Source organism: Rhodococcus yananensis, assembly GCF_020515525.1.
GTDB lineage: Bacteria > Actinomycetota > Actinomycetes > Mycobacteriales > Mycobacteriaceae > Rhodococcus > Rhodococcus yananensis.
In genome coordinates, this window is the sequence record NZ_JAIYEP010000021.1 from 16,991 (window position 1) to 43,700 (window position 26,710).

The following is a 26,710-nucleotide window of genomic DNA, read 5'->3' on the forward strand; positions in this document are numbered from 1 at the left end:
GTCAGATCAGGCCGCGCTTGCTGGCCGCGTACACCGCCTCGGCGCGACGACTCACTCCGAGCTTGCGCATGATGTTGCTGACGTGGAACTTCGCGGTGGTCGCGGAGATGAACAGCTGCTCACCGATCTTCGCGTTCGACATCCCGGAGGCCAGCAGCCTCAGCACCTCCACCTCGCGACCGGTGAGTTGCTCGGCCTGCGCCCCCTGACCGTTGAGGGACCGCACGACCGCCGCGGCACTGCGCGAATCGAACGCGCTCTCACCGCGCGACACCGCGCGGATCGCCCGCACGAGTTCGGTGGTGTCGACGTCCTTGACGACGTAGCCGCGCGCTCCCGCGTGAACGGCGCGCACGACGATCTGCTCGTCGAGGAAGGTGGTGAGCACCAGCACCCCGACACCCGGGTGTGCCGACGACAGTTGCCCGCACAGCGCCAGCCCCTCGTAGTCCGACCCGGCCGACAGTTTCAGATCGAGCAGCACGATGTCGGGGCGCATCCGCTGCACGAGATCGAGCGCCTCGACGTGCGTCGCCGCCTCCCCCACCACCTCGAGGTCCGGCTCACGGTCGAGGATGGTGCGCAGCCCCTGACGCAGGATGGCGTGGTCGTCGACGAGCGCGATCCGCACCGCACTCGACTGGACGTACTGATCCGGCAGGCTCATCGACGCTCTCCCTTACGGTCCGGAGCAGCGTTGCACTGCACCGGGATACGGACAGTCACCCGCACACCACCGAGTCTTGCACGGCGCACCTCGAGGGATCCGCCGAGTTCCCGCGCGCGGGCCTGCATGTTCGCCAGTCCCCGATGCCGACCGTCGAGGTCGTTCCCCGCGGCGAGGGCGAGCATCACGCGCATCTGCGCGGGATCACCGTCACCGTCGTCCGCGACCGACAGCGATACCCGGTCCTCGTCGTAGACGAGACGAAGGATCGCTCGGGTGGCGTGCGCGTGCACCGCCGCGTTGAACAGGGCCTCACCCGCGATCCGCAGCAGCGAATGCTCGGCTTCACCCGGCAGTTCGACCGGGGTACCGCCGACACGCACCGCGATGTCCAGTTCGCCCGGCATGTGGGCGACACTGAGTTGTTCGAGCATCTCCGGCAACGACGACCGCTCGGCATCCGAGGGATGGTTGAGCGCGTAGATCGCGGTACGCAACTGCTCGACCGCGCGACGTGTCAGTTCCTTGGCCAGGTCGAGTCGTTCCCCGCGTTCCGGGCCGGGAATCTCGCTGCGGCACACCTCGATCTGCATGCCGGCCGACAGCACGGCCTGCGTGACGCTGTCGTGCAGTTCCCGAGCGATCCGGTGCCGTTCCTCGTCGAGCGCCTGCTGCCGCTGCGCCGCGCCGAGTTGCCGCTGGGTGAGTGCGAGTTCGCGGAGTGTGGCCTCGAGTTCCTCGTTGCGCGCCTGCAGGTCTGCGGCGGATCGGTTCGCGTCCCGATACGCCTCCTCGGCGCGTTCGAGAAGCAATTGCCCCCGCTGGTAGAGCGCCGAGTTCTGCAGCGCCACCGCGGTCTGGCTGGCGAGGATCGACAGGACGGCGCGATCGGTGGCGTCGAGAGTGCGCGACCTCGGTGTCCACGCCGCGATCGCACCGGTGACTCCCCCGTCGAGAACGATGGGGACGCACGCGTGGTGATCGTCGACCACCGGCGACGTGTCGATGGCGCCGCGCCGGGCCGCATCGAGCATCGCCACCACCTCGTCCGGCAACGGCGGCCCCTGGACGTCGTCGACGAGGAACGGGGTGGCGTCGGGGCCGAGCACCAACCGTCGTGGCCCGGCGTCGGGCAGGGTCCCGTCGGCCAGCGCGAACGCCACCCAGCCCGCACTCAGGTGGGCACGGGCCGCTTCCGCGACGGCGCAGATCAGGGTCTCCGGACCTTCGACGGTCCGCACGAGTGCCCGGGAGATCAACTCCAGGGCGTGCACGACCCGTTCGAGACGCTCGGCGGCGCCGCGGTACTGGGGATAGAACGTCGGCTTGCCCGACCGGAGCCCGGTCAGCGCCGACAGGTCATGCGCGTTCACAGCGCGACCCGGAACAACTCGAGCATCTGCTCGTGGGTGGCCGGTCGCGGGTTGGTGGCCATGCACGCGTCGTGCAGCGCGCCGTCGGCCAGGCGCGCCAGGTCGTCCTCCCGCACCCCCAACCGACGCAGGCCCCGCGGCACCCCCACCTGCCGGGCCAGATCGTCGACGCGGCCCGCGACGGCGGCGACGGCGGCGTCGGCGGGTCCGTGGGCCTCCTCGAGTCCGAGGGTGGCGGCGATCTCGACGAACGGTGCGGGATCTGCGGCGCCGTTGAAGCGGATGACGTGTGGGAGCAGCACGCCGTTCACCACGCCGTGCGGCAGGTCCAGCAGTCCCCCCACCTGATGGCTCATGGCATGGGTGGCACCGAGGATCGCGTTGGTGAACGCCAACCCTGCTTCCAGGCTGGCCTGGGCCATCGTGGCCCGGGCCGGCATGAACATCGGCTCGTCGATGGTGCGGACCAGGGTGCCGGTGACCATGCCCACCGCCCTCAGCGCGTGGTGGTCGGTGAGCGGATTGTGAGCGCGGGACACGAACGCCTCGATGCCGTGGGTGAGTGCGTCGAGCCCCGTCGCGGCGTTGAGATCCTCCGGCATGGTGGTGAGCAGCCGGGGATCGATCACCGTCAGATCGGGCACGAGCGATCGCCCGATGATGGTGATCTTGGTACCGCGCAGGGTGTCGGTGACCACGCAGAACTGGGAGACGTCGGCCCCCGTACCCGACGTGGACGGGACCATCACCATCGGCGGGATCGGCACGGCCACGCGATCGACACCCTCGTAGTCGAGGATGTTCCCGCCGTTCGCCGACAACACCGCGACCGCTTTCGCGGCATCGATGACCGATCCCCCGCCGAGCCCGACCAGCACGTCGCAGCCCCGTTCCCGATACACCTCGTACCCCGCGGCGACCTCGTGGTCCTTCGGGTTCGGGGTGATCCCCGACCACACCGTCGGCGCGAGCCCCTGGTCGCACAGGTGCCGCACCAGCTCATCCGTCCATCCCGCCTCGATGAGTCCGGGATCGGTGACGAGCATCGGCCGGATCCCACCGAGCCGCGCCGCAGCATGCGCCGCCTCGACGAGTGATCCTTCGCCGAACACGATCTCGGGCGCGTGGAACTTCACGAGAGCCGGAGGTGCGCCCGCATGCCGCGGATGTTCGCCCTCGGCGTGTTCCGGGATGACGACGGCCACTGCTCACCTCTGACAAGTCCGCGCGATTGTGTGACACAGCTTACCGTCGACCGGATGCCGGACGTCCTCGGCCGCGACGCGGGCCGGATCGAATCGATCACCTCCATCCGAAGTCGTAGACGGATGCCCTCTTTCCGCCGATGCGCCGAGGCCGCGAGAACGGTCGGATGGACGGTGTGAAGACACTCGTCAATGCCGCGTTCGGGTACGCCGTCGCCGGTCTTGCGTCGGGCCTGTACTACCGGGAGCTGACCAAGGCACAGGACTTCGACGGCCCGACCCAACTGTCCGTCGTGCACACCCACCTGCTGGTGCTCGGTGTGCTGTTCCTGCTGACCGTCGCGATCCTCGAACACCTGTTCACCCTGTCGGCCGGACCGCTCCACCGCTGGTTCACGATCACCTTCCACTCGGGCCTGATCCTGACGGTGTCGATGCAGCTCGTCCACGGCACCATGCAGGTGGTCGGGACGGAGGCGTCGGCCGCGATCTCCGGTATCGCCGGGATCGGCCACGTGCTGCTGACCGTCGCGTTCGTCGTCTTCTTCCTCGGGCTGCGCACCGCGATCGGCCGACCACGCGAGCGGGTCGGCGTCGACGGCCGGTCGGGTTCCGCCGTCGGGGACGGGGGCCTCGCATGAGCGGCACCGATCTCCGCCCGGAGAGTCGCTCCACAATCGTGCTGGTACGCACCTTCCGCCTCGTCGCGATGCTGGAGGCGGTGACGTGGTTCGGTCTGCTCGTCGGGATGTACTTCAAGTGGGTCGCCGGCACCACCGAGGTCGGTGTCCGCATCTTCGGTTCTCTGCACGGTGCGGTCTTCATCGCGTTCGTCGTACTCACGATCGCGATGTACGTTCGGCTCGGATGGCGCCCGCGGACCCTGATGCTGGCCCTGGTGTCGTCCCTGCCACCGTTCGCCACCGTCGCCTTCGAGGTGTGGGCCGCCCGCAGCGGACGGTTCGTTCCGGGAACCGACCGGTACTCCGACTTCCCGTCCCGCTACCCCACCCCGGTGCGATGAGCACGCGCGATTCGGGATCCGGCGATGCGAGACCGGGTGATCACGGTGCGGGCGCACGCTTCATGAGGCTCCTGTTCGGCTCCCGACGCCGGGCGGCCGTCGTCGTGCTGCTGTGGATCCTGCTGGTGGGTGCACTCGCGAGTGTCGCACCCGCGCTGGAGGACGTCGAGAACAACGCGGGAGCCAACGATCCACCCGCGTCGTCGGAATCCGTACAGGCCGCCGAGCTGGCGGCCCGTGAGTTCCCACGACAGGAAGGGACTCCCGCGATCGTCGTCGTTCGCGGCGCGGACAGCACCGAGACGACGGCGGCGGTGGACCGGATCGTCGCGAGCATCGACGGTGCGCGAGCCGACAATCCGTCCATCGCCGCCGTGATCACCGCCGGAGGCTCCGACCGTGACGATCTGCGCACCGCCGACGGCACAGGAGAGATGATCGTCGTCCCCGTCACCGGCGACCCGACCGACACGACGTTCCAGGACACGGTCGGCACCCTGCGCGAACTCGTGGGCGCGGCGGCAGGCTCCGTCGACGCCGCGGTCACCGGCCCCGCGGGGATCGCCACCGACACCGTGAAGGTGTTCAGCAGCGGCGACAAGATCCTGCTGTTCGGCACGATTCTGTTGGTCGCCGTGATCCTCCTGCTGATCTACCGGTCACCTGTCCTCGTGGTGGTGGCGCTCGCCGGGGTGGGTGTCGCGATGCGACTGGCCGAGACGGTGGGCGCGATGACCGCCGACGCCGGCTGGGTCGACGTCAGCTCGCAGACGGCCTCCATCATGACGGTGCTGCTGTTCGGTGTCGGCACGGACTACGCGCTGATCGTCACCGCCCGCTACCGGGAAGCGCTCGCCGTCGAAACGGACCGCTCGGCGGCGATGATGCGCGCACTGCGCGGCATCACCGAATCGATCGTCTCCAGTGTCTCGACGATCGTCCTCGCCATGCTCGCGCTGCTCGTCGCCGTCTCACCCGCCCTGCGCGGGTTCGGCCCGTACCTCGCGCTCGGCGTCGCCTCGATGGGGCTGGTCGCGTTCACGTTCACCCCCGCCCTCATGTTGCTCTTCGGTGGCAGGCTGTTCTGGCCGTCCTCCACCCGGGCGGCGGCAGGCAGGGTCGGGGGCAGGATCTGGGAGCGAGTTGCGGACCTCGTCGAACGGTCGCCGCGAACGGTGGTGCTCTCCACCCTGATCGGGCTTCTCGTGATGACTGCGGGCTTGGCCGGCTACCGGGAGAGTTTCGATTTCATCAGCGGTTTCCGGATCGACACGCAATCCGAGCAGGGTCGGGACATGATCGCCGACGCGTTCGGCCCGGGCGAGATCGCACCGTCGACCGTGTACGTCACGGTGCCGGACGGCACACCCACACCGGACTGGACCGCGATCGGCTCCCACCTCGCCGACGTCGACGGGGTGGCGCGGACCGGGGCGCAGCCCGCCGTCGGTTCGAACGGCACCACCGCCGCGTTCGAGGTCGTCTTCACCGACAATCCCTACGGCCCGGAAGCCCTGGACCGTGTGGACACCCTCGCGGCCACCGCGGAATCCGCGGCGATCGCCGCGGGCATCGACGACGCGCGCGTCGTCGTCGGCGGTGAGAGTGCCCACGCCGCCGACATCCGTGCCGCGCTCGATCGTGACAACCTGGTCGTCGCAGTGCTCGTCCTCGTGATCGTCGCCGCGGTCCTGGCGTTGCTGCTGCGGTCCGTTCTCGCACCCCTCTACCTGATGGGGACCCTCGTGCTGTCGTTCACCGCGACCCTCGGTCTCACGACCTTCATCACGGTCACGGTGCTCGGCGACGCGGGAATCGGGAACCGGGTCACGGTGTACATCCTCGTGTTCCTCGTCGCGTTGGGTGTCGACTACACGATCTTCCTGATGAGCCGCTACCGGCAGGAGTCGACGACGCACCCGCCTCGGGTGGCGTTGCGGATCGCTCTCACCCGCACCGGCGGGGTGATCTCGTCCGCCGGCCTCATCCTGGCCGCGACGTTCGCCGTGCTGACCACCCAGCCCATCCGCGAGCTGTTCCAGTTCGGGCTCGCGATGGCGATCGGGATCCTCCTCGACACCTTCGTCGTCCGGCCGCTGCTCGTTCCCGCGATCATGCGGCTGCTCGGTGACCGAGCCCTGTGGCCGTCGGTTCCGCGGGTCGCGGATCGCCCCGAGAAGGTACCGGCCCGCCTGTGACCGGCCCACCGGCGGTGTGCCCCGGCCCGGATTCCGGTCCGGGGCACACCGCACGCGTGCGGCTACCGTATGACGTGATGGTTGAGGAATCCTCGTTCGTACAGGTGGGGCGACTCCGTCTGGGACTGCACGTGCTGATCGTGGTTCTGGCGTTGATCGTGCTGCTGCGCGCGGTAATCCTGTCCGAGCCGTCGGCCGGATGGATCGGCGCGCTCACGGCCCTGTTCGTCGTGGTGCACATCGTGGGTGCCGGGTCGTCGCCGACTCCGACGACCCGATTCGTCTGGTTGGGGTCGCTGTGCGCATTGTGGGTCGCCATGGCGCTCCTCGGCGCCGACGCGGGATACGTGTCGTTCGGGCTGATCCTGCTCTTCATCGCCGAGATGTCGGTGGGTCCCGCGATGGCGGCGGTCGCCGCGGTCACCGTCGTCGATGTACTGATCGGTGCCCGCGACGGCCGATGGGGCGGTGCGCTGGTGGGGTCGTTGCTCGGTGCCGTCGTCGGTGTGGTCGCAGGACTGGGATTCCGGGTCCTGTTCCGCGAGACGGAGAAACGGCAGCGCCTGATCGAGGATCTGCACCGGACCCGTGCGGAACTTGCGGAGACGGAACGCTCGGCAGGTGAACTGGCGGAGCGGGAGAGGCTCGCGCGGGAGATCCACGACACCGTCGCGCAGGGCCTGAGCAGCATCCAGATGCTGCTGCACGCCGCGGAGACCGAGGACCTGCCTCCGGGCGCCGCCGACAAGATCGTGATGGCCCGGCGCATCGCGTCCGCCGGACTCACCGACACTCGACACCTGATCTCGGCGCTCTCGCCCGCCGATCTGGCCGGGAGTTCGCTCGTCGACGCGCTGGCGAGGGTGTGCGATCGGGCGACGGCGGGCACGTGCCGGATCCGGTTCCTGGTCGAGGGCACTCCCGTGTCCCTGCCGATGCCGGTGGAGTCGGCACTGGTGCGGCTCGCGCAGGGCGCGGTGTCGAACGTCGTGCGTCACGCCGATGCGCGCCACGGTGTCGTCACCCTCACCTACGGTGCCGACACCGTGCACCTCGATGTCGTCGACGACGGCCGCGGGTTCGACGTCGACCTCCTCGACGACCCGGGTGCACACAGCTTCGGGCTCGATGCGATGCGCACCCGGGTCGAGGAACTCCACGGACGGTGGGCGGTCGAATCCGAGCCCGGCCACACCGCGATGACCGTGACCTTTCCGCTCGCGCACCGGGAGGACACACGATGATCCGGCTCGTCCTCGCCGATGATCACGCGATCGTCCGGGCCGGCCTCCGGGCACTGCTCGAGCGGCACACCGACATCGACATCGTCGCCGAGGCCGCGACCGGCGACGAAGCGATCGCGCTGTGTCGGGACGAGTCCGTCGATCTGGTACTCATGGATCTACGGTTCGGGTCGGGACCGAGCGGGGTGGAGGCGACGCGTCGGATCCGGGCTCTTCCGGACGCACCGCACGTTCTCGTGGTGACGAACTACGACACCGACGCCGAGATCCTCCGTGCGATCGAAGCCGGCGCCAGCGGCTACCTCCTCAAGGACGCCGCGCCCGCCGAACTCTTCTCCGCCATCGTCGCGGCCGCGGCGGGCGTCGGCGCACTGTCGCCCGCGGTGGCCTCGAAGCTGATGGCCCGGATGCGCGATCCGGGTGTGACCCTCACGCCCCGCGAGACCGAGGTGCTCGAGTCCGTGGCCGCGGGTCTGTCGAATCGAGAGATCGCTCGCCGGATGTTCCTCAGCGAGGCGACGGTGAAGACCCACCTGACGAACGCGTTCGGGAAGCTCGGTGTGCGCTCGCGGACCGCGGCGGTCGCGCAGGCACGCGCGCGAGGGATCATCGGCACTGCCACCGATCGTTGACCCGACACGGTCGTCGGGCGGCCCACCGGCTGCCCGGATCATCGCAGGGCGTATCCGAGTTCTGCTGCGCACGCAAGCAACTGGGTTCCGTCACGGGCGACCACCACTTCGTCGCACACGTCGGCGTACTCGGGCATCGCGCACGTGGCCTGCGCCCAGTACCGTTCGGGTTCGGGCGTGATCCACGCGAGCCGGTGGACGCGCCGGCGCAGTTCCCGGAGGCGATCGGTGCGCGACGGCAGCCCGTTGCAGCGACCGTCACCGACGACCAGCACGGAGGTTCGCCTGTCGACGGATCCGAGATGGTCGACGAGGAGCTCGTCGAACACCCGGCCGTAGTCGCTGCTCGCTTCGAGATCCACCGCGGGATGCGCGAGCACCGCGGCCAGCGCGCCGTCGCCGTCCGCGGCGAGCAACTGCCGGGTGACGTCGACGGGTCGATCGACGAACGCGACGACACGGCAGCGGTGTGCGCGGCCGTGCATCGCCTGTGCGAGCCGCAACGTGAACGCCGTGATCGGGCGCACCGACAGCGACACGTCGGCGAGGACGAGCAGCCGCACCCGGTCGGGACGCGGCGCCCGCACCACGAGATGGAAAGGCACTCCGTCCGTGCGCATCCCGGCGCGGGCGGTGCGCCGCATGTCGAGTCGGCCGCGGGCCGGTTCACGCGGGCGCAGCCGCGCGGGACCGCGCATACGTCGCAACACCTCGTGGCAGGCCAGTTCGATCTCGGCGCGGTCGATACCCGCGGTGTCACGGGATTCGGGTGCCTCGACGTCGTCGGTCACGGGAATCACGGCCGACAACGCGGCCACGAACGCTTCGACGGCCTCGACGAGACGACCGAGTTGCGCTTCGGTGAGCGCTTCGTCGGGAACGTCCCCGTCGTAGGTGCGGTGCGGATCGTATGCGTCGAGCCACGCGAGGATCGACCCCGGATCGTCCCAGGACAGCGAGCCGACGACCGCTGCCCCCGGATCCGCGGACAACTCGCCGACGGTGCTGGATCCGGCACGGTCGACGTCGACGGTGTAGGTGACGCCGCGCCGTCCCGAGTCCGCTCCGGTGTCGACGGACAGGTCGGCGTCCGAGGACGTCATCGACACGTCGTCGTCCTTGTGCGGGTTGAAACCCTTCTCGGTCTCGGGGGTGTCGAAGTGGTCGCCGACCTCGGCGGCGCGTTCGTTGTAGTCGGCGTACCGCGCCACGGACGGGTCGTCGTCGATGTCGAGGGTGGTGGGCAGGGCATCGGCGAACAGTGCGCGTGCGGGATCCCGGTCGGGCTCGGCGACGACCGCGTCGACCGCGCCGAACAGTTCGTCGAAGGCACGTTCGAAGCCCGCGCGCTCGTGCGGGTACTTGGCGCACACCGCGCGCAGACACGACCGCAGCGCCTTGCGGTCGGCCGCACCGACGAGCCCGAGGACCCTGCGCACCTCGATGGTTTCGGCCGGCGACGCGGCCACCCCGTGAGTGCGCAGCAGCGACGCGAACACCGCGGAGACGACGTCCAGTGCTCGGGTACCCGGGTGGCCCACGCGGACCACCGGGTCAGCGCCGCGCACCGCTGACCGCCGTGTCGCGACCACCGCCCCCGTGACCGCCTCCCCCTCTGCCCCGGAACACCGCGGTGGTGGTGTTCGCGGGCCGAGCGGCGACGGTGGCCCGTTCCACCGGGGCGGGCGAGGACACCCGTGCAGGATCGGCCCCGTCCGGTCGCCCGCGGGCGAGTTCGACGTCGCCGGTGTACTTGAGCAGCGTCGAGAACAACACGTCGCGCAGATCGGTGAACGGATCCGCCTCTGCCGCACCGTCACCCAGGACGGTGGCGGCGCGGGCCGCGTCGATGACCTCGGAGACGGACGGACTCTTGCGCAGGGGCAGGTCGCGCAGTGTGTGAGCGAGGTCGACGACCTTCCCGGCGGTGTCGGGTCGCACCTCGGGAGCGCGGGCCGTGACGATCTCCCGTTCACGCTCGGGTGTGGGGTATCCGACGTGGAAGTGCAGGCAGCGACGTTTGAGCGCCGGGGACAGTTCTCGGGTGTCGTTGGAGGTGAGGATGACCCAGGGCACGGAGCGGGCGGTGAACGTCCCGACCTCGGGGATGGTGACCTGCCGTTCGGCGAGGACCTCGAGCAACAGGGCTTCCATCGACTCCTCGGTACGGTCCACCTCGTCCACGAGCAGCACCACCGGTTCCGGCGAGAGCACGGCGTCGAGAAGCGGACGGACGGAGAGGAACTTCTCGGAGTACAGACCGAAGTCCTGGTCGGCGAGGAACCGTGAGGCGTCGGCGATGTCGGTGTGCCGCCCGAGCAGTTCGCCGATGCGGTCGCGCAGCATCTGCACGTGCAGGAGCTGTTTGGCGTAGTCCCACTCGTACAGCGCGCGACTGTCGTCGAGCCCCTCGTAGCACTGCAACCGTACGAGCCGGCGGTCACCGGCGGCGGCGAGCGCCTTGGCCAGTTCGGTCTTGCCGACTCCGGCCGGCCCCTCCAGGAGCAGGGGACGTTCGAGTGCGGTGGCCAGGTGCACGACGGTCGCGAAGTCGTCGTCGGCGATGTAGTCGTGCCGGCGCAGCGCGTCCGCGAGTTCGGCGCCGTTGGCGAAGGTGGTCATCCGGGTGGTCCTCCGGTGCGGGCGGGAAAGGGGATGGATCGCGCCCGGGGGTGGGCAGGGGGGCAGGCCACCCCCGGGCGCGGAGTCGCGACGGTCAGTACGACCGGTTGATGCAGTGATCGACGACCGGGATCATCGAATCGACGGTGACCTCGCGCGGGTTGCCCGGGGTGCACCAGTCGTCCTGGATGTGCTCGGAGATCGCGCGCACGGTCTTCTCGTCGCCGGTGATGACCTCGCCGCGGCCGGCGTACTTCCTGGTGTTCATCTGGTTCTTGTCGTACGAGTCGACGCGCACCTGCCCGAAGTTGTCGGGGATGCCGACGTCCTTGGCGAGCCGGATCGCGGCGTCGACCGCGGCATCGGCGGCCTGCACGGTGGTCATGTTGCGGGTGTCGACGCCCATCGCGGTGGCGATGCGGGCGTAGTGCTCGTAGCGCGACGGCAGGTTGTACTCCCACACGCGCGGCAGGGCGATCGCATTGTTGAGACCGTGGTGGCTGTCGAAGAAGGCGGAGACGGCATGCGAGATGGAGTGCACGATACCCAGGCCCCCGGAGTTGAACGCCTGCGCAGCGATGTACTGAGCGTTCATCATTCCTTCGCGGGCCGCGAGATTGCGCGGCTCGAACGTGGCCTCACGCAGGTTCTTCGCAACCAGTTCGATGGAGTACAGGGCGTTTCCGAGCGACGGTGCGAAGTCCAGGCGCGAGACGTACGGCTCGGAGCCGTGAGCGAGGACGTCGAAGCCGCAGTACGCGGTGAAGTGCTGCGGGCAGCTGTAGTAGAGCAGCGGGTCGTCGATCGCGAGGGTGACGATCGTGGCCTCGTCGAAACCGACCCATTTGTGCGGGTGGTCCATGTCGGAGGTGTCGGTGATGACGTACGCCCAGGATGTCTCGGAACCGGTGCCGGCGGTGGTGGAGACGGCGATGTGCGGCGGGTTCTCCTTGTTGGTGGACTTGGCGAAGCCCTCGAACTCGTTGATGTTGCGGCCGTCGTGGGCGATGACGACGCGGGCGCCCTTCGCGGCGTCGTGACTCGAGCCGCCCCCGACGGAGATGATCGAGTCGCACTTCTCCTTCTGGTAGACGGCGGCGGCCTCCATGACGTTGTAGTCCTTGGGATTGGACTCGACCTTGTCGAAGAGAACGACCTCCACACCCTGGTACTCGATCTTCCCGATGAGTTCCTCGATGATCCCGGAGCCGCGCAGGCCGGTGGTCATCAGGAGGGTGCGCTTGAATCCGAGGTTCTTGGCCTCCACGCCGATGATGTCGTGGGCACCGACACCCATGAGCGCGCGCGGGAAGGGGTGGAACTCCTTGATCGGGAAGTCCCAGATCTGGTTGAGCTCGATTGCCATCGTCGTTCTCCTCGTCGAGATGCGGGTCCGCCGGAGCGGTGGTGTGATGCAGGCCTCATCTGCGACCACCATCGGTGACGCCCGCGCCCGAGGAGAAGGGGCGGACGGCGAAACCGTCCGGTCGCGGGCAGTCATCCACCCGATCGGGCAGGTTCCGTCCCACTGACCGGGTGGGCGTTCGGCCCGGCCGTACGGCCCCGGTACCGTTTCGCACCGGGGGTCCGACTGATACCCTGACAATTAGAACACGTTCTAGAACCGTGGCGTGTCCGGATTCCGCCCACGGAAGTTTGCACGAGAGGACGACACACTCATGACGACAGTCGAGGTGCCCCACGGCTCGCGATCGGTGATCCTCACCGTGTCCGCAGTCGTCGAGGAAACCGCGGACAGCCGCTCGATCGTCTTCTCCGTGCCCGACGACGCGCGCGCCAAGTTCGACTACAAGCCGGGCCAGTTCCTGACACTGCGCATCCCGAGCGACCTCACCGGCTCCGTCGCCCGGTGCTATTCGCTCGCGAGCTCCCCCTTCACGGACGACGCACCGAAGGTGACGGTCAAGCGCACCGTCGACGGGTACGGTTCCAACTGGCTGTGCGACCGCGTCGCCGCCGGCGACGCCATCGAGGTGCTTCCCCCGGCCGGCGTCTTCACCCCCAAGTCGTTCGACCACGACTTCCTGTTGTTCGCCGCCGGCAGCGGGATCACGCCGGTCATCTCGATCCTCAAGTCCGCACTCACCCAGGGCTCGGGGAAGATCACGCTCGTCTACGCCAACCGCGACGAGAATTCGGTGATCTTCGCACGGGAACTGCGTGAACTCGTCGAGAAGAACCCGACGCGCCTGACCGTGGTCCACTGGCTCGAGTCGGTTCAGGGACTGCCGTCGGTCGACCAGTTGGCCTCGCTCGCCGCCCCCTACACCGACCGCGAGGCGTTCATGTGCGGGCCGGGCCCGTTCATGGACGGTGTGCACCAGGCTCTCGCCAACGCCGGGATGCCCCGCACCCAGGTCCACGCCGAGGTGTTCAACTCGCTGTCCGGCGACCCGTTCGCCGACCACGCACCCGCCGAGATCAGCGACGAGGAAGCCGCGGACGCCGCGACCGTGGAGGTCGAACTCGACGGCGAGGTACACAACCTGTCGTGGCCGCGTTCGCAGACGCTCGTCGACATCATGCTCGCCGAGGGAATCGACGTGCCCTACTCCTGCCAGGAGGGTGAGTGCGGTTCGTGCGCGTGCACGGTCGTCGAGGGCAAGGTCGAGATGGCGCACTGCGATGTGCTCGACCCCGAGGACATCGAAGCCGGATACATCCTCGGCTGCCAGGCCAAACCCGTCACAGACCATCTGAAGATCGAGTTCTGATCGGCCCGGGTCGACACGTCACGACCCGGATCCGGCACCGGTGCCCGTTCCTACCGCGAGGTGGGAGCGGGCACTTTCTCGAGCAGCACCCGCCGCGGCCTCGGTCCGCGCACGAGCACCGCGGCACCCGACGCGAGCGCGACGACCGCCACACCCACGCCGTACCCGACGGCGGTGACGGTGAGACCGAACGCGCCCGCCGACGCACCCGCGATCATTGCGGGCACCGAGAACGCCAGATAGCAGACCGTGAACGTCGTGGCGAAGATCCGGCCGCGTTCATGGGGGCGCCCCATGCCGCCGATCACGTTCATCGCACCGACGAACACCGAACCCCACCCGACGCCGGCCACCGCGGTGGCCGCGAAGTACAGCCCCACCGACTCGACGAGCACGCTCGCGACCACCGCGAGGACACCGGCGGCGAGCAGTACGACACCGGTGAGGACGACGTGTCGCGGTAGGCGGCCCGTCATCACCACCGCCGCGACGGTGCCCGAGCCGAACATCGTGGCGATCGCCAGGCCCGCGACGAACCGGTCGTCGATCCCGAACACGGCATCGACGATGGACGGGCCCAGCGACATGTACAGTCCACCGAGCGCCCATGCCGACATCAGGCACGGCAGCACCAGAAGGAACCGGCCACGCACCTCCCGCGGCACCGACGCACTCGGCACCAGACTGCGCACGGCGGCGCCCACCGACGTGAACCCGGTCGCGGGTGAGGTCTCGGGAACGAAGAACAGTGCGACGGCCAACCCGACGGCGAGTACCGCCACCGATGCGTAGGAGAGCACCGTCGGGAACGGCGCGAACTCGACGAGGAGCCCGGCACCCGCCGCGCCGAGAGCCAACCCCAGTGACGGTCCGATGCTGTTGACGAGCGGCCCGATCTTCGGGTTCGGTTGCAGATCGATCACCGCGGCGGCCAGGGCCCCCGTCGCCGCCCCGACCGCGACGCCCTGGAGAACCCGGGCTGTGATCAGCCAGGTGACGTCGTCGGCGGCGATGAACACCAGCATGCTCGCGGCCAGAACGAGCAGCGCGGTCCCGACGACCGGGCGCCGCCCGATGCGATCGGACAACGACCCGACGGTCAGCAGCATCGTGAGCAACGCGAGCACGTACACCGCGAACACGACGGTGAGCAGGGCTGCGGAGAATCCCCACATCTGCTGATAGACCGGGTACAGCGGCGACGGCGCCGACGACGACGCAGTGATCGCGAAGGCTCCGAGCCCCACCACCACGAATCCGAAACTCCTCCGGGCGTCCCGTGTTCGGGTGGGCCGGCTCATCGAACCTCCTGTCGTGGGGGCACACGTCGACAATCCCAACATCGTTTGCATTGCGAATATTTCACCGTGGTCACGATCACCCCGGAAAACCCCGCCCACCCGGCCGAACCTTTATCCCACCGCAACGCGCAGACATCTTGACCGACCGGTCGAACAGTCCTATACCGAGAGATAGGGGACAAATCCGTCAGAGGAGGCTCACCATGTTCTCCGACAGTCGGCTGCAGGACTATGTGGCCGTCGTTCTCGGCGCGTTCGCCGCGCTGTCACCGATCTGGCTCGACACCAGCGACAGGGCCATGTGGTCGCTGATCGTTCTCGGTGTCCTCGTCGCACTGTGCGGCATCGCCCAGATCGCCAGCCCCACCATGGCGTCTCTCGACTACGCGATGGGGCTCTTCGGAGTGCTGCTGTTCCTGTCGCCGTGGGTGATGAACTACACGGCCTTCAGTGGCGCATCGTGGACCGCATGGATCGTCGGTGTGCTCACCGTCGTCGTCGCGGTCGCGGCTCTGCCCGCAATGAGCACCCGCATGCACGGTGGTGGACTGGCACCCCATCACTGACCGACCGGTAATCCACCCGTGGGCCGGTCCCGACCGGCCCACGGTTCACACCCGGGAGAACCCGGTGAACGCCCACGGCCGCCTGTCGGGACACCCGACGACAGCGCGCTCGCGCATCCTCGACGCCGCCGAGGCCCTGTTCTCCGAACGTGGCTTCGACGCCACCGCGGTCACCGCGATCGCCGCCACCGCGCACGTACCCAAAGGCTTGATCTTCTACTACTTCCCCACCAAGGAGGCGATCCTCGGAACACTGATGGCCGAACGGCTGCCCACCGAACCGCTTCCCGATCTCACCACACTCGTCGAGCCCGGTGATCCCGCGACCAGCCTGGTGAATCTCGACACCGCGTTGAATCTCGGGCACCACGACTCGTCGATGCTTCGGGTGATCATCTGGCGTGAAGCCGAACGACGTTCCGACGCGCGCATGCACGTCCGATCCCTGCGCGACTACCTGCACGACGCGACGATGCGCATCCTGCAGGCCAGCACACCGGTACCGGTGTCGATGAGCGCACTGCGTGCGGCGGCATCGACCTGGGTGTCGGCGATGCTGTCCGCCGCGACCACCGATCGCCTCCTCGCCCGCGACGGTGCCACCCGCGCACGCGACGACCTGCGCAGCATCGCGCGACTCGTCGCCGCGGGAATGTCCGGGATATCCGGGGCTCCGGGTGCCCTGGCCACGCTGGGACGGTTCTGGCTCGGGCGGATCTGGATCCCGGTGATCACAGCGGCCTGACGAGCACGATCCGTGCCCCGGCCGGCTCAGAGCGCGACGTCCGGCACCGACCCGAGCAGCACCCGACCGTCCTCGAACGCACGCACCCGTTCGGGCAGTTCCCCCGCTGCGCCGCTGAGGAACACGTCGACGCGCCCCGTGCCGGTCGAGGCCCGACCGAGCGCGTCGATCCTGCGCAGTGTCTGGCGTGCGACGGCGTCGGCGCTGTCGAACAGGCGCACGTCCCGCGGCAGCTGTTCGGCGATGCTGTCGGCGACGAGCGGATAGTGCGTACACCCCAGGACCACACCCTGCACCCCGTCGGGGGTCTGCTCTACCGCCGCGGCGATCGCGGTCGCCGCGGCGGCGCGATCACCGCGGTCGATCGCATCCGCCAGACCGTGGCACGCGACACCCACCACGTCGCTGCCGTCCGCGAACCGCTCGACGAGATCCGCCTGGTAGGCGCTGGCGGTGGTCGCCGCCGTCGCCCAGATCGCGACCGACGCGCACGCCGCGGCCGCCGGCTTGATCGCGGGAACGGTGCCCACCACGGGAATGCCGTCGCCGAGTTCGGCGCGGACGTGCTCGAGCGCCGTGACCGACGCGGTGTTGCACGGCAGCACCACCACCTCGGCTCCGCGGTCCACCGCGCGCCGCGCCGTGGTCACGACACGCTCGGTCACCCAGCCGGGATCCTTCGGACCCCACGGCGCACCGTCGGGGTCCATCGACAGCATCAGATCGAGATCGGGCCGCAACCGCCGCAACCGCGCGGACGTCGGCAACAGCCCGAAACCCGAGTCGATGAGCGCAACGATCACCCCACGAATCTAGCGTGTCGCACGGGACACGGTCGCAGACGTGCGGCCACCCGCTGATCGAGCCGGCGCCGACACACCTCAGGCGGGCGCGAGCAACTCTTCGATCGGGGTTCGGGCGGCGATCTTGGCGCGGGTCTTCATCACCTGCCCGGGCAACCCCGCCCCGACGACACCGACCAGCCTGCCGTCCCGCTCGTAGTACGCGAGGAACTTGCGTCCGTCGTCGCGCACGATGTGCACGGTGTCGTCGCCGCGCACCGCACCGAGTCCCTGGATCTTGATGTCGTACTGGTCGCTCCAGAAGTACGGGACCTGCCCCACCGCGCCCGCCTCGCCCGTCAACAGTGCCTTCGCGAGCACCGCCGCCTGCTCCCCCGCGTTCGTCCAGTGCTCGACACGCTTGCGACCGCCGTCGGGCAGCTGCCACGCGGCGACGTCGCCGACGGCCCACACGTGCGGATCCGACGAGCGGCCCACCCCGTCGCACACGACACCGTTGTCGAGTTCGACACCGGATCCGTCGAGCCAACCGGTGACGGGTGTCGAACCGATCCCGAGGACGACGAGGTCGACCTCGATCTCCGTACCGTCGCCGAGGACGGCGGTGGTCACCCGGTCGTCACCCCGCAGTTCGGACAGGCCCACCCCGGAACGCACGTCCACGCCCTCGTCGGTGTGCAGGCGCGCCACGAGCGCCCCGACGTCGGGGCCGAGGACCGATGCGAGGGGCGCGGCCTGCGGTTCGACGAGCACGACGTCGACGCCGCGCGCCCGCAGGCTCGCCGCCACCTCGCAGCCGATGAACCCTGCACCGACGACGAGCGCGCGAGAACCGGAGACGATCTCCGCGCGCAGCGCACGGCTGTCCTCCAGAGAACGCAGCACGTGGACTCCCCGCAACGACGGCAGGCCCGGAATGCGACGCGGCCGCAACCCGGTCGCGACGACGAGCTCGTCGTACCCGAGTTCGGTGCCGTCGTCGAGTGTGAGGGTTCGGGATGCGGTGTCGAGGGAGCGCGCACCCGTACCGAGCCGGAGTTCGATCCGCTGGTCGTCGAAGAACTCCTGCGGCTTCAACGTGGTGTCGTCTCGCTCACCGCGGACGACGTCCTTCGACAACGGCGGGCGGTCGTAGGGCAGATGGACCTCGTCACCGACGAGCACCACGGCACCGTCGTATCCTCCGCGTCGCAGCTCCTCCGCGGTGCGCACACCGGCCAGTCCTGCCCCGACGACTACGATCCGATCGCCTGCCACGTGGTGTTCCCTTCAGGTCGAATGCGTGACGGACGCCACGCGAACACATCGCATCTTCTTATCAAACAGACGTCGGCTCCGACAGACCCACATGCTCCCCGTGGTGAACACCGGTTCCGGAACCGACGAAGGTTGTGACACCGTGTGTCCATCCCTGATCACCTGTCACACGGGCATCAGCGGATACGCGGATAATGAGGGCGGCGAGCACCGCGCGCCGAACCGGTACACGCCGCGGCGCGTCACGCACGACAATCGGATACGACAACCGAATCGGAGGAATCCCCATGACCAGCGACAGCGGCGCAGCGCTCAGCCGCGTTCAGTTCGGAACGGGATCGTCACCCGGCCCGGTCGATGCGCTGGGACGCACGATCATCGCCGACGCCGTCGTCGCCAAGATCGCGGGCCTCGCGACGCGCGAGGTCGCCGGTGTCTTCGACATCGGCGCGGGCACCGCGCGGGTCGTCGGTGCGCTGCGCGACCGCATCCCGGGGGCGCGGATCAATCACGGGCAGGGCGTCGCCGTCGAGGTCGGCGAGAAGCAGGCCGCCATCGACATCGGGATCGTCGCGGAATACGGCGTGGCCCTGCACGAGTTGGCGGTCGCGATCCGGCTCAACGTCATCGCCGCCGTCGAACAGATGACGGGCCTCGAGGTCACCGAAGTGAACATCACCGTGTTCGACGTCGTCCTTCCCGACGAGACACCCGCACCGGATCCGAAGAATCGCGTGCGGTGAATCCGGACCGGATCGTCGAACTCGTCCGCACCGTCCCCGGTGTCGCCGATCTGCACGGCGGTGCCTTCGGGGAGGTCGCAACGTATGTCGGTGGGCGACGCGTGATCGGCCTCCGCGTCGGCGGTCGCGGCACCGACCGCGTCGAGATCCACCTGACGGCCGAGTTTCCCGCCGATCTCCCCGCGCTCGCGGACACCGTCCGCACCAGGGTGGCCGAGCACGTCGACGGTGTCGTCGACGTGGTCGTCGAGGACGTCGTCGCCGGTACCGGCGCGTTCGGTGTATCCGACAGCACACGGAAGCAGGTCCCCTCGTGAACCACACACCTCTGAGCAACACCGTCGTCGGTCTGATCGCCGGTCTGCTCCTCGCCCTCGCCGGAATCCTCGGTGGTGTCAGCGGACTGCTGTTCGCCATCCTGCTCGGCGGGATCGGTGCGGCGATCGGAGCGCACCGCGACGGCACACTCGACCTCGGCGCACTGCTGCGCAGCCGCGGCCGTGGATGAGGCCGGGACTGCCGCTGGGACCGGAGCCGAGGCCGCGTCACCCGCCGATCCCGCCGACGCCGATTCCGGGGCGCTGCGCGGCACCCTGACGATCAAAGATCGTGCGATCGAGCGGATCGCGGCGAATGCCGCACTGCAGGTTCCCGGTGTGGTCCGGCAGAGCGGCGGGTTGAGCCTGCTCACCGGACGCGAACTGCCGCGCGCCGACATCACGACGGCGGCGGGAGCGGTCGCGGTGAACCTGTTCGTCGCGGCCGAGTGGCCCTACGATGCCGCGGCCCTCACGCGGCGCGTGCACGATGTCGTCGAACGCCACCTCAACGACTACACGGGCACGACCGTGCACGAACTGAACGTGGTGGTGGTGTCGACCGCGCAACCCCGCGAGGACGAGCCGGCGGATCCGCCGGTGCCCGTCGAATACCACGAATCCGACATCGTCGCCGCCCGCAGCGGACCGCGCACCGACCTGTCGCTCGTCGCGCCGTTGGTCCCGCTCGCCTACCCGGCGGCAGCGTCGGTCGCCGCACTCATCGCGCTGGGCGCGCTCGGCGTCGCGTTCGTCGCGGCCCGTGAACTTCTGATCGTCCGCGGCGCATACGGCGGGGCACCGTGGCTGCGCAACTCGTTCGAATGGTTCGGCAGGTTGCACTGGGAACCGTGGATCGCGCCGGTCGCGGTGCTCCTCGTCGTCGTCGGTGTGGTCGCGATCGTCGTCGCACTCAAACCGCGCAAGCGCACACACCTACCCCTGTGTCTGTCGGGACCTGTCCCGACCGTGTGGATGCGCCGCACCGACGTCGCCCGCATGTGCAGCGCACGTGCCAGCGCGCTTCCGGGTGTCCTGACCGCGCGCACCGTCGTCGACCGCAGACGCGCACTGCTCCGGGTCCTGGCCGAGAACGGCACCTCCGCGACGGATCTCGTCGACACGTTGCGCGCCGAACTCGAACCGCAGTTGGCGCTGTTGGCCGACCCCGTCCCCCTCGTCGTGAAGGTCCGGTATCGATGAAGCTGCGCACCCTGCTCGTCAACCGGTTCTTCGCCTTCGTCACCGGCTGCACGCTGCTCGCCGCGGGGGCGTTCGCACTCGCCTGGCTGTGGCGGGTGCCGCTCGCGCGAGAGCAACTCGCGACACTGGATCGCACGGTCGTCACGGACATCCCGGATCAGCCGTGGTGGACACCGGCACTGTGGACGGTCGCGGGGGTGGGTCTGGCTGTCGGAATCGTGCTGCTCGTGGTGAACCTGTCGCGGCGCCGGCCGTCGACGGTGCAACTGTACGACGCGGTGACCGACGCGACGCTCGGCGTCGAACTCGGGCCCGTCGCCGCCGGTGTCGCCCGCGATCTCGAGGCGCTACCGGGGGTGCGGTCGGTGCGGGGCCGGGCCGTCGTCGAACGGCACCTCCCGACGCTGTCCGTGACCGTCCACGCCGAACCCGACATCGATGTCGCCGAACTCACCGCCGCAGCCGAGGACAGCGCCCGTCGCGCGGCAGCGGCACTCGGGGGCGCACGGGTCGCGACTCAAGTACTGCTGCACCTCGACCCCGCCCCCGACGTCCACTGAGCCACCCCCGCGTCCGAGCCACCCCCGCGTCCGAGCCCCCCGCGTCCGAGCCTCCCCCGCGTCCGAGCGAACGTATCGTCCGCTCGATCGATTCGAGTGAATGTACCGTTCGCTCCGACGGAGAGGTCGTGGGCTCGCGCGCGGGAGGTCGGAAACGCCGAACGGCGCCCACCCCGGAGGGTGGACGCCGAACGGACGTCGGTGAGTACTACCTCACTCGAGGATCCCGTAGGCGATGCCTACTTGATGATCTTCGTGACGCGACCGGCGCCGACGGTGCGGCCACCCTCGCGGATCGCGAAGCGGAGGCCCTCGTCCATGGCGACCGGCTGGATCAGCTTGACGGACATCTCGGTGTTGTCACCGGGCATGACCATCTCGGTGCCCTCGGGGAGGGTCACAACGCCCGTCACGTCCGTGGTACGGAAGTAGAACTGCGGACGGTAGTTGTTGAAGAACGGCGTGTGGCGGCCGCCCTCCTCCTTGTTGAGGATGTAGGCCTGGCCCTCGAACTCCGTGTGGGGAGTGGTGGTGCCGGGCTTGACGACGACCTGGCCGCGCTCGACGTCCTCGCGCTTGATGCCGCGGACGAGGAGACCGACGTTGTCGCCGGCCTGGCCCTGGTCGAGCAGCTTGCGGAACATCTCGATGCCGGTGACCGTGGTCTTGGTCGACTCGGGGCGGATGCCGACGATCTCGACCTCTTCGTTGACGTTGATCACGCCACGCTCGACACGGCCGGTGACGACGGTGCCGCGACCCGTGATGGTGAAGACGTCCTCGACGGGCATGAGGAACGGCTTGTCGGTCTCACGGACCGGGTCCGGGATGGACTCGTCGACAGCCTCCATGAGGTCCTCGACGGACTTGACCCACTTGGCGTCGCCCTCGAGCGCCTTGAGCGCCGAGATCGGGATGACCGGGGCGTTCTCGTCGAACTCCTGCGAACCGAGGAGCTCGCGGACCTCCATCTCGACGAGCTCGAGGATTTCCTCGTCGTCGACCATGTCGGCCTTGTTCAGGGCGACGAGGATGTAGGGAACGCCGACCTGACGGGCGAGCAGGACGTGCTCACGCGTCTGGGGCATCGGGCCGTCGGTGGCGGCCACGACCAGGATCGCGCCGTCCATCTGGGCGGCACCGGTGATCATGTTCTTGATGTAGTCGGCGTGACCCGGAGCATCGACGTGAGCGTAGTGGCGCTTCTCCGTCTGGTACTCGACGTGGGAGATGTTGATCGTGATACCACGAGCCTTCTCCTCGGGAGCCTTGTCGATCTGGTCGAACGCGAAGCTCTCGTTGAGATCCGGGTACTTGTCGGCCAGCACCTTGGTGATCGCAGCCGTGGTGGTGGTCTTGCCATGGTCGACGTGACCGATGGTGCCGATGTTCACGTGCGGCTTGGTCCGCTCGAACTTCGCCTTCGCCACTGGAATGTCCTCCTGGACTGTTGTTGCTTGCAGTATGCAGCAGTGCGGTTTGTATTACTTGGTCGTGCAGGCGACCGGGTCCAACCCGAAGGTTACTCGCCGGTGGCCTTGGCGATGATTTCCTTCGAGACGTTCGACGGAACCTCTGCGTAGGAATCGAACACCATGGAGAAGTTCGCGCGGCCCTGGGTCTTCGACCGCAGGTCCCCGATGTAACCGAACATCTCCGAGAGCGGAACCAGCGCCTTCACGACACGGGCACCACTGCGTTCCTCCATGGCCTGGATCTGGCCACGGCGGGAGTTCAGGTCGCCGATCACTTCACCCATGTAGTCCTCGGGGGTGGTGACCTCGACAGCCATCAGCGGCTCGAGGATGACCGGAGCAGCCTTGCGGGCCGCTTCCTTCAGCGCCTGCGAACCGGCGATCTTGAAGGCCATTTCGGAGGAGTCGACGTCGTGGTAGGCACCGTCGAGCAGCGTGACCTTCATGTTCACCAGCGGGTAGCCGGCGAGAACGCCGTACTGCATGGCGTCCTGCGCGCCGGCGTCGACCGACGGGATGTACTCGCGCGGAACGCGGCCACCGGTGACCTTGTTCTCGAACTCGTAGGTCGCGCCGTCCTCGCCGACGAACGGGGTGAGGGCGATGATGACCTTCGCGAACTGGCCCGAACCACCGGTCTGCTTCTTGTGGGTGAACTCGAGCTTCTCCACCGGACGGGTGATCGTCTCGCGGTACGCGACCTGCGGCTTGCCGACGTTCGCCTCGACCTTGAACTCGCGCTTCATGCGGTCGACGAGGATGTCGAGGTGGAGCTCGCCCATGCCGCCGATGACGGTCTGGCCGGTCTCGTCGTCGAGCTCGACGGAGAACGTCGGGTCCTCTTCGGCGAGCTTCTGGATCGCGATCGACAGCTTCTCCTGATCGGCCTTCGACTTCGGCTCGATGGAGACCTGGATGACCGGGTCCGGGAAGGTCATCGACTCGAGGACGATCGGGGCGTCCTGCGCGCACAGGGTGTCGCCGGTCGTGGTGTCCTTCAGGCCGATCATCGCGTAGATGTGGCCCGCGACGGCCTCGTCGACCGGGTTCTCCTTGTTGGCGTGCATCTGGAACAGCTTGCCGATGCGCTCCTTCTTGCCCTTGGTCGAGTTGAGCACCTGGGTGCCCGAGTCGATCCGGCCGGAGTACACGCGCACGAAGGTGAGCTTGCCGAAGAACGGGTGCGCAGCGATCTTGAAGGCCAGGGCCGAGAACGGCTCGTCCTTCGAGGGCTTGCGGGTCAGTTCCTCTTCCTCGTTGCCGACGGCGTGGCCGTGGACCTCGCCGATGTCGAGGGGCGTCGGCAGGTAGTCGACGACCGCGTCGAGCATGGGCTGGATGCCCTTGTTCTTGAATGCGGTGCCGCACAGCACCGGGTACAGCTCGGAGGCGACCGTCATCTTGCGGATGGCGCCCTTGATCTCGGCGATCGTGAGCTCTTCACCGCCGAAGTACTTCTCCATGAGCTCTTCGTCGGACTCGGCGACGGTCTCGAGCAGCTTCTCGCGGTACTCGGCGGCCTTGTCGGCGAGGTCGGCCGGGATCTCCTCGACGGTGGCCGCGGTGCCGATCTCGGTGGTGCCACGCCAGGTGAGCGCCTTCATCTCGACGAGGTCGACGACGCCGTCGAAGGCATCCTCGGCACCGATCGGCAGCTGCAGGACCAGCGGCTTCGCACCGAGACGGTCGATGATGGTCTGCACGGTGAAGTAGAAGTCCGCGCCCATCTTGTCCATCTTGTTGACGAAGCAGATGCGCGGAACGTCGTACTTGGCGGCCTGACGCCAGACCTGCTCGGACTGCGGCTCGACGCCTTCCTTGCCGTCGAAGACGGCGACGGCGCCGTCGAGGACGCGCAGCGAACGCTCGACCTCGACGGTGAAGTCGACGTGGCCGGGCGTATCGATGATGTTGATCTGGTTCTTGTTCCAGAAGCAGGTCACGGCGGCGGAGGTGATGGTGATACCACGCTCCTTCTCCTGCTCCATCCAGTCGGTGGTGGAGGCGCCGTCGTGGGTCTCACCGATCTTGTAGTTGACGCCGGTGTAGTAGAGGATGCGCTCGGTCGTCGTGGTCTTGCCGGCATCGATGTGCGCCATGATGCCGATGTTGCGGACCTTGTTCAGGTCGGTCAGCACTTCCTGTGCCACAGGTAAACCCCGCTCGTAGCTCGTGTCGGTCCAAGGGTGCGGACCACGTGTTCTTGTGTTGTCAGCCGGCCTTTACGGGACCGACACAATTGTGCAAGCAGCCGGCCGGGAGGTCGAATGGTGACGGACCTCCCGACCGGCGCCTGATCACCAGCGGTAGTGCGCGAACGCCTTGTTGGCTTCAGCCATCTTGTGGGTGTCCTCGCGACGCTTCACGGCGGCACCGAGACCGTTGCTCGCATCGAGCAGCTCGTTGGCCAGGCGCTCGACCATGGTCTTCTCGCGACGCTGCCGCGCGAAGGTCACGAGCCAGCGCAGCGCGAGGGTGGTGGAGCGGCCGGGGCGGACCTCGACGGGCACCTGGTAGGTGGCACCACCGACGCGGCGGCTGCGGACCTCGAGGGCGGGCTTGACGTTGTCGAGCGCGCGCTTGAGGGTGACGACCGGATCGGTGCCGGTCTTCTCGCGAGCCTGCTCGAGCGCCTGGTAGACGATGCGCTCGGCGGTGGACTTCTTGCCGTCCAGCAGGATCTTGTTGACCAGCTGGGTGACCAGCGGCGACCCGTAGACCGGGTCGGCGATCAGCGGACGCTTGGGAGCGGGACCTTTACGTGGCATCAGGCCTTCTCCTTCTTCGCGCCGTAGCGGCTACGAGCCTGCTTGCGGTTCTTGACACCCTGAGTGTCGAGCGAGCCGCGGATGATCTTGTAGCGAACGCCGGGGAGGTCCTTCACACGACCGCCGCGGACGAGCACCATCGAGTGCTCCTGCAGGTTGTGGCCTTCACCCGGGATGTAGGCGGTGACCTCGACAGAGCTGGTCAGGCGCACACGCGCGACCTTACGGAGAGCCGAGTTCGGCTTCTTCGGGGTGGTGGTGTACACGCGGGTGCACACACCACGACGCTGCGGGCTGCCCTTCAGGGCCGCGCTCTTGACCTTGGCGGCCTTGTCGCGGCGGCCCTTGCGGACCAGCTGATTGATGGTTGGCATCTATCGGCTTTCTCGTTGTCTGGAGCTGCTCACACGAGCAACACTGGCTGTTCTGAAATTAGGGATCCATCGGTTGGGGCAAGGAAGCAACTGCCCCGCACTCGCCCCCCGTGTGCACACGAGGTCGGGTGTGTCGCGTACCCCCACACAGGCAGCCGGAAACTCGCATCTGCACATGTTCACAGACGGCGCGTACGGCATCGCCTCGCATAGGCACACAGATCGGTCCGAACATGCCGGACACGACCTACAACGATACCCGGCGGCGCCGCATCAGGTCAAAGCGAGACGTCTGCCGACGAGGCATGCTCCGGTCACCGCCGTGCGCCGGCGGTACCGAACCCGATCCGGTGTGTGCACCGGCGTCAATTGCTGAGGTTGAGGGTGAGTCGTGCCAACGTAGCAGCGGCCTCGCACGGATCCGCACCCGAGGAGGTGTACTGCACCCACCACCCGAAGATGCCGGTCGTCGAATCACCGGCCGTGACACCGCACGACGACGCGTCGTTCGGCCTGCGCATCTGCAGGGCACGCCGCCCCTCGACCGTGGTGCCCTCGACGCTGTACCCGAGTTCCTCCCCCGCCTCGCGCTCGCGATCCAGCGAACCGGTCTCGAACCAGTTGAAGGTGACCTTCACCACCCCGGCCGGTCCGTCTCCCTCCCAGCGGCAGATCGCGCCGAAGAACCCGCGGTAGACCGAATCGACGCCCACCGTCTCGGCGATCTTCTGCTCGGTGACGGCGTCACACTCGGTGAGCAGGTCGGCGAACTCCGACGACGCCCCACCCGCACCGTTCCCCGCCGGGATCGGCCGACCCTCGATGCTGCGGCCGCACCCCGCCGTCACCAGCGCCGACAGCACGACGGCGCCCACCGCGACGGCGGTCCGCACCGGAC

At 68.5% G+C, this 26,710-nt stretch carries 27 protein-coding genes; 13 read left to right on the plus strand and 14 right to left on the minus strand.

Annotated elements, in window-relative coordinates:
- Position 1 precedes the first annotated feature (1 nt).
- From LDQ05_RS07340 to LDQ05_RS07350, 3 genes are read right to left on the minus strand one after another with little or no spacing between them, the layout of a single operon-like run.
- A complete protein-coding gene (locus tag LDQ05_RS07340; protein WP_226436241.1) occupies positions 2 to 667 on the minus strand; it encodes a MadR family response regulator transcription factor in 666 nt (221 codons plus the stop codon).
- The gene (locus LDQ05_RS07345; protein ID WP_226436242.1) at positions 664 to 2,040 is read right to left on the minus strand and encodes a MadS family sensor histidine kinase; all 1,377 of its coding nucleotides are present in this window, start codon (positions 2,038 to 2,040) and stop codon (positions 664 to 666) included. Before LDQ05_RS07345 ends, LDQ05_RS07340 begins: the two co-directional genes overlap by 4 nt.
- Entirely contained in the window at positions 2,037 to 3,245 is a 1,209-nt protein-coding gene (locus LDQ05_RS07350; RefSeq protein WP_372461049.1) for an iron-containing alcohol dehydrogenase, read from the minus strand. Before LDQ05_RS07350 ends, LDQ05_RS07345 begins: the two co-directional genes overlap by 4 nt.
- 167 nt (positions 3,246 to 3,412) lie before the next feature.
- On the opposite strand from LDQ05_RS07350, the gene LDQ05_RS07355 reads away from it, so the two are divergent.
- The 5 genes from LDQ05_RS07355 (at position 3,413) to LDQ05_RS07375 (ending at position 8,343) form a co-directional block, all read left to right on the plus strand.
- Positions 3,413 to 3,886 carry a DUF2871 domain-containing protein gene (locus LDQ05_RS07355; RefSeq protein WP_226436243.1) on the plus strand — a complete coding sequence of 158 codons (474 nt, stop codon included), beginning with the start codon at positions 3,413 to 3,415 and terminating at the stop codon, positions 3,884 to 3,886.
- Positions 3,883 to 4,269, plus strand: a complete 387-nt coding sequence (locus tag LDQ05_RS07360) for a DUF3817 domain-containing protein (protein ID WP_226436244.1) — start codon at positions 3,883 to 3,885, stop codon at positions 4,267 to 4,269. Before LDQ05_RS07355 ends, LDQ05_RS07360 begins: the two co-directional genes overlap by 4 nt.
- A 62-nt stretch (positions 4,270 to 4,331) precedes the next feature.
- The gene (locus LDQ05_RS07365; RefSeq protein WP_226436245.1) at positions 4,332 to 6,467 is read left to right on the plus strand and encodes an MMPL family transporter; all 2,136 of its coding nucleotides are present in this window, start codon (positions 4,332 to 4,334) and stop codon (positions 6,465 to 6,467) included.
- 77 nt (positions 6,468 to 6,544) lie between these two features.
- Positions 6,545 to 7,711: a sensor histidine kinase gene (locus tag LDQ05_RS07370; protein ID WP_226436246.1), complete on the plus strand. Its 1,167-nt coding sequence runs from the start codon at positions 6,545 to 6,547 to the stop codon at positions 7,709 to 7,711.
- Complete coding sequence (locus LDQ05_RS07375; protein WP_226436247.1) at positions 7,708 to 8,343, plus strand: response regulator transcription factor; 636 nt, start codon at positions 7,708 to 7,710, stop codon at positions 8,341 to 8,343. The genes LDQ05_RS07370 and LDQ05_RS07375 overlap by 4 nt, the downstream gene beginning before the upstream one ends.
- Before the next feature lie 38 nt (positions 8,344 to 8,381).
- On the opposite strand, the gene madC is transcribed toward LDQ05_RS07375, so the two are convergent.
- The 3 genes from madC to mdo all read right to left on the minus strand — a co-directional run bounded on the left by madC (position 8,382) and on the right by mdo (position 12,331).
- Positions 8,382 to 9,884, minus strand: a complete 1,503-nt coding sequence (gene madC, locus LDQ05_RS07380; protein ID WP_372461050.1) for a MadC family VWA domain-containing protein — start codon at positions 9,882 to 9,884, stop codon at positions 8,382 to 8,384.
- A 13-nt stretch (positions 9,885 to 9,897) separates the two neighbouring features.
- Positions 9,898 to 10,965: a MadB family AAA-type ATPase gene (locus tag LDQ05_RS07385; RefSeq protein ID WP_226436248.1), complete on the minus strand. Its 1,068-nt coding sequence runs from the start codon at positions 10,963 to 10,965 to the stop codon at positions 9,898 to 9,900.
- A 94-nt stretch (positions 10,966 to 11,059) separates the two neighbouring features.
- Entirely contained in the window at positions 11,060 to 12,331 is a 1,272-nt protein-coding gene (gene mdo, locus LDQ05_RS07390) for an NDMA-dependent methanol dehydrogenase (RefSeq protein ID WP_226436249.1), read from the minus strand.
- A gap of 313 nt (positions 12,332 to 12,644) precedes the next feature.
- Between mdo and LDQ05_RS07395 the strand changes: the two genes are divergently transcribed.
- Complete coding sequence (locus tag LDQ05_RS07395; RefSeq protein ID WP_226436250.1) at positions 12,645 to 13,700, plus strand: ferredoxin--NADP reductase; 1,056 nt, start codon at positions 12,645 to 12,647, stop codon at positions 13,698 to 13,700.
- Positions 13,701 to 13,750: 50 nt separating this feature from the next.
- On the opposite strand, the gene LDQ05_RS07400 is transcribed toward LDQ05_RS07395, so the two are convergent.
- The gene (locus tag LDQ05_RS07400) at positions 13,751 to 15,001 is read right to left on the minus strand and encodes an MFS transporter (protein ID WP_226436251.1); all 1,251 of its coding nucleotides are present in this window, start codon (positions 14,999 to 15,001) and stop codon (positions 13,751 to 13,753) included.
- Between the two features lie 203 nt (positions 15,002 to 15,204).
- Here LDQ05_RS07400 and LDQ05_RS07405 point away from each other — a divergent pair, with 203 nt between their 5' ends.
- Positions 15,205 to 15,567, plus strand: a complete 363-nt coding sequence (locus LDQ05_RS07405; RefSeq protein WP_226436252.1) for an SPW repeat domain-containing protein — start codon at positions 15,205 to 15,207, stop codon at positions 15,565 to 15,567.
- Positions 15,568 to 15,631: 64 nt separating this feature from the next.
- A complete protein-coding gene (locus tag LDQ05_RS07410; RefSeq protein WP_226436253.1) occupies positions 15,632 to 16,312 on the plus strand; it encodes a TetR/AcrR family transcriptional regulator in 681 nt (226 codons plus the stop codon).
- A gap of 26 nt (positions 16,313 to 16,338) precedes the next feature.
- On the opposite strand, the gene LDQ05_RS07415 is transcribed toward LDQ05_RS07410, so the two are convergent.
- A complete protein-coding gene (locus tag LDQ05_RS07415; RefSeq protein WP_226436254.1) occupies positions 16,339 to 17,115 on the minus strand; it encodes a glutamate racemase in 777 nt (258 codons plus the stop codon).
- Positions 17,116 to 17,193: 78 nt separating this feature from the next.
- A complete protein-coding gene (locus LDQ05_RS07420; protein WP_226436255.1) occupies positions 17,194 to 18,372 on the minus strand; it encodes an NAD(P)/FAD-dependent oxidoreductase in 1,179 nt (392 codons plus the stop codon).
- 287 nt (positions 18,373 to 18,659) lie between these two features.
- Between LDQ05_RS07420 and LDQ05_RS07425 the strand changes: the two genes are divergently transcribed.
- From LDQ05_RS07425 to LDQ05_RS07445, 5 genes are read left to right on the plus strand one after another with little or no spacing between them, the layout of a single operon-like run.
- Positions 18,660 to 19,115, plus strand: a complete 456-nt coding sequence (locus LDQ05_RS07425; RefSeq protein ID WP_226436256.1) for an Asp23/Gls24 family envelope stress response protein — start codon at positions 18,660 to 18,662, stop codon at positions 19,113 to 19,115.
- The gene (locus tag LDQ05_RS07430; protein ID WP_226436257.1) at positions 19,112 to 19,432 is read left to right on the plus strand and encodes a hypothetical protein; all 321 of its coding nucleotides are present in this window, start codon (positions 19,112 to 19,114) and stop codon (positions 19,430 to 19,432) included. Before LDQ05_RS07425 ends, LDQ05_RS07430 begins: the two co-directional genes overlap by 4 nt.
- Complete coding sequence (locus tag LDQ05_RS07435) at positions 19,429 to 19,623, plus strand: DUF2273 domain-containing protein (RefSeq protein WP_372461051.1); 195 nt, start codon at positions 19,429 to 19,431, stop codon at positions 19,621 to 19,623. Before LDQ05_RS07430 ends, LDQ05_RS07435 begins: the two co-directional genes overlap by 4 nt.
- Positions 19,616 to 20,635, plus strand: a complete 1,020-nt coding sequence (locus LDQ05_RS07440; protein WP_226436258.1) for a DUF6286 domain-containing Asp23/Gls24 family envelope stress response protein — start codon at positions 19,616 to 19,618, stop codon at positions 20,633 to 20,635. The genes LDQ05_RS07435 and LDQ05_RS07440 overlap by 8 nt, the downstream gene beginning before the upstream one ends.
- Positions 20,632 to 21,195 carry a hypothetical protein gene (locus tag LDQ05_RS07445; RefSeq protein ID WP_226436259.1) on the plus strand — a complete coding sequence of 188 codons (564 nt, stop codon included), beginning with the start codon at positions 20,632 to 20,634 and terminating at the stop codon, positions 21,193 to 21,195. The genes LDQ05_RS07440 and LDQ05_RS07445 overlap by 4 nt, the downstream gene beginning before the upstream one ends.
- A 239-nt stretch (positions 21,196 to 21,434) precedes the next feature.
- Here LDQ05_RS07445 and tuf read toward each other — a convergent pair whose 3' ends face one another.
- The 5 genes from tuf to LDQ05_RS07470 all read right to left on the minus strand — a co-directional run bounded on the left by tuf (position 21,435) and on the right by LDQ05_RS07470 (position 26,705).
- Positions 21,435 to 22,625: an elongation factor Tu gene (gene tuf, locus LDQ05_RS07450; protein ID WP_226436260.1), complete on the minus strand. Its 1,191-nt coding sequence runs from the start codon at positions 22,623 to 22,625 to the stop codon at positions 21,435 to 21,437.
- Between the two features lie 92 nt (positions 22,626 to 22,717).
- Entirely contained in the window at positions 22,718 to 24,820 is a 2,103-nt protein-coding gene (gene fusA, locus LDQ05_RS07455) for an elongation factor G (RefSeq protein ID WP_226436261.1), read from the minus strand.
- A gap of 147 nt (positions 24,821 to 24,967) precedes the next feature.
- Positions 24,968 to 25,438: a 30S ribosomal protein S7 gene (gene rpsG, locus LDQ05_RS07460; protein ID WP_226436262.1), complete on the minus strand. Its 471-nt coding sequence runs from the start codon at positions 25,436 to 25,438 to the stop codon at positions 24,968 to 24,970.
- Positions 25,438 to 25,812 (minus strand): 30S ribosomal protein S12, encoded by a 375-nt coding sequence (gene rpsL / locus LDQ05_RS07465; protein WP_226436263.1) that lies wholly within the window; start codon positions 25,810 to 25,812, stop codon positions 25,438 to 25,440. Before rpsL ends, rpsG begins: the two co-directional genes overlap by 1 nt.
- 365 nt (positions 25,813 to 26,177) lie before the next feature.
- Positions 26,178 to 26,705 carry a DUF3558 domain-containing protein gene (locus tag LDQ05_RS07470; RefSeq protein WP_226436264.1) on the minus strand — a complete coding sequence of 176 codons (528 nt, stop codon included), beginning with the start codon at positions 26,703 to 26,705 and terminating at the stop codon, positions 26,178 to 26,180.
- Between the last annotated feature and the right edge of the window lie 5 nt (positions 26,706 to 26,710).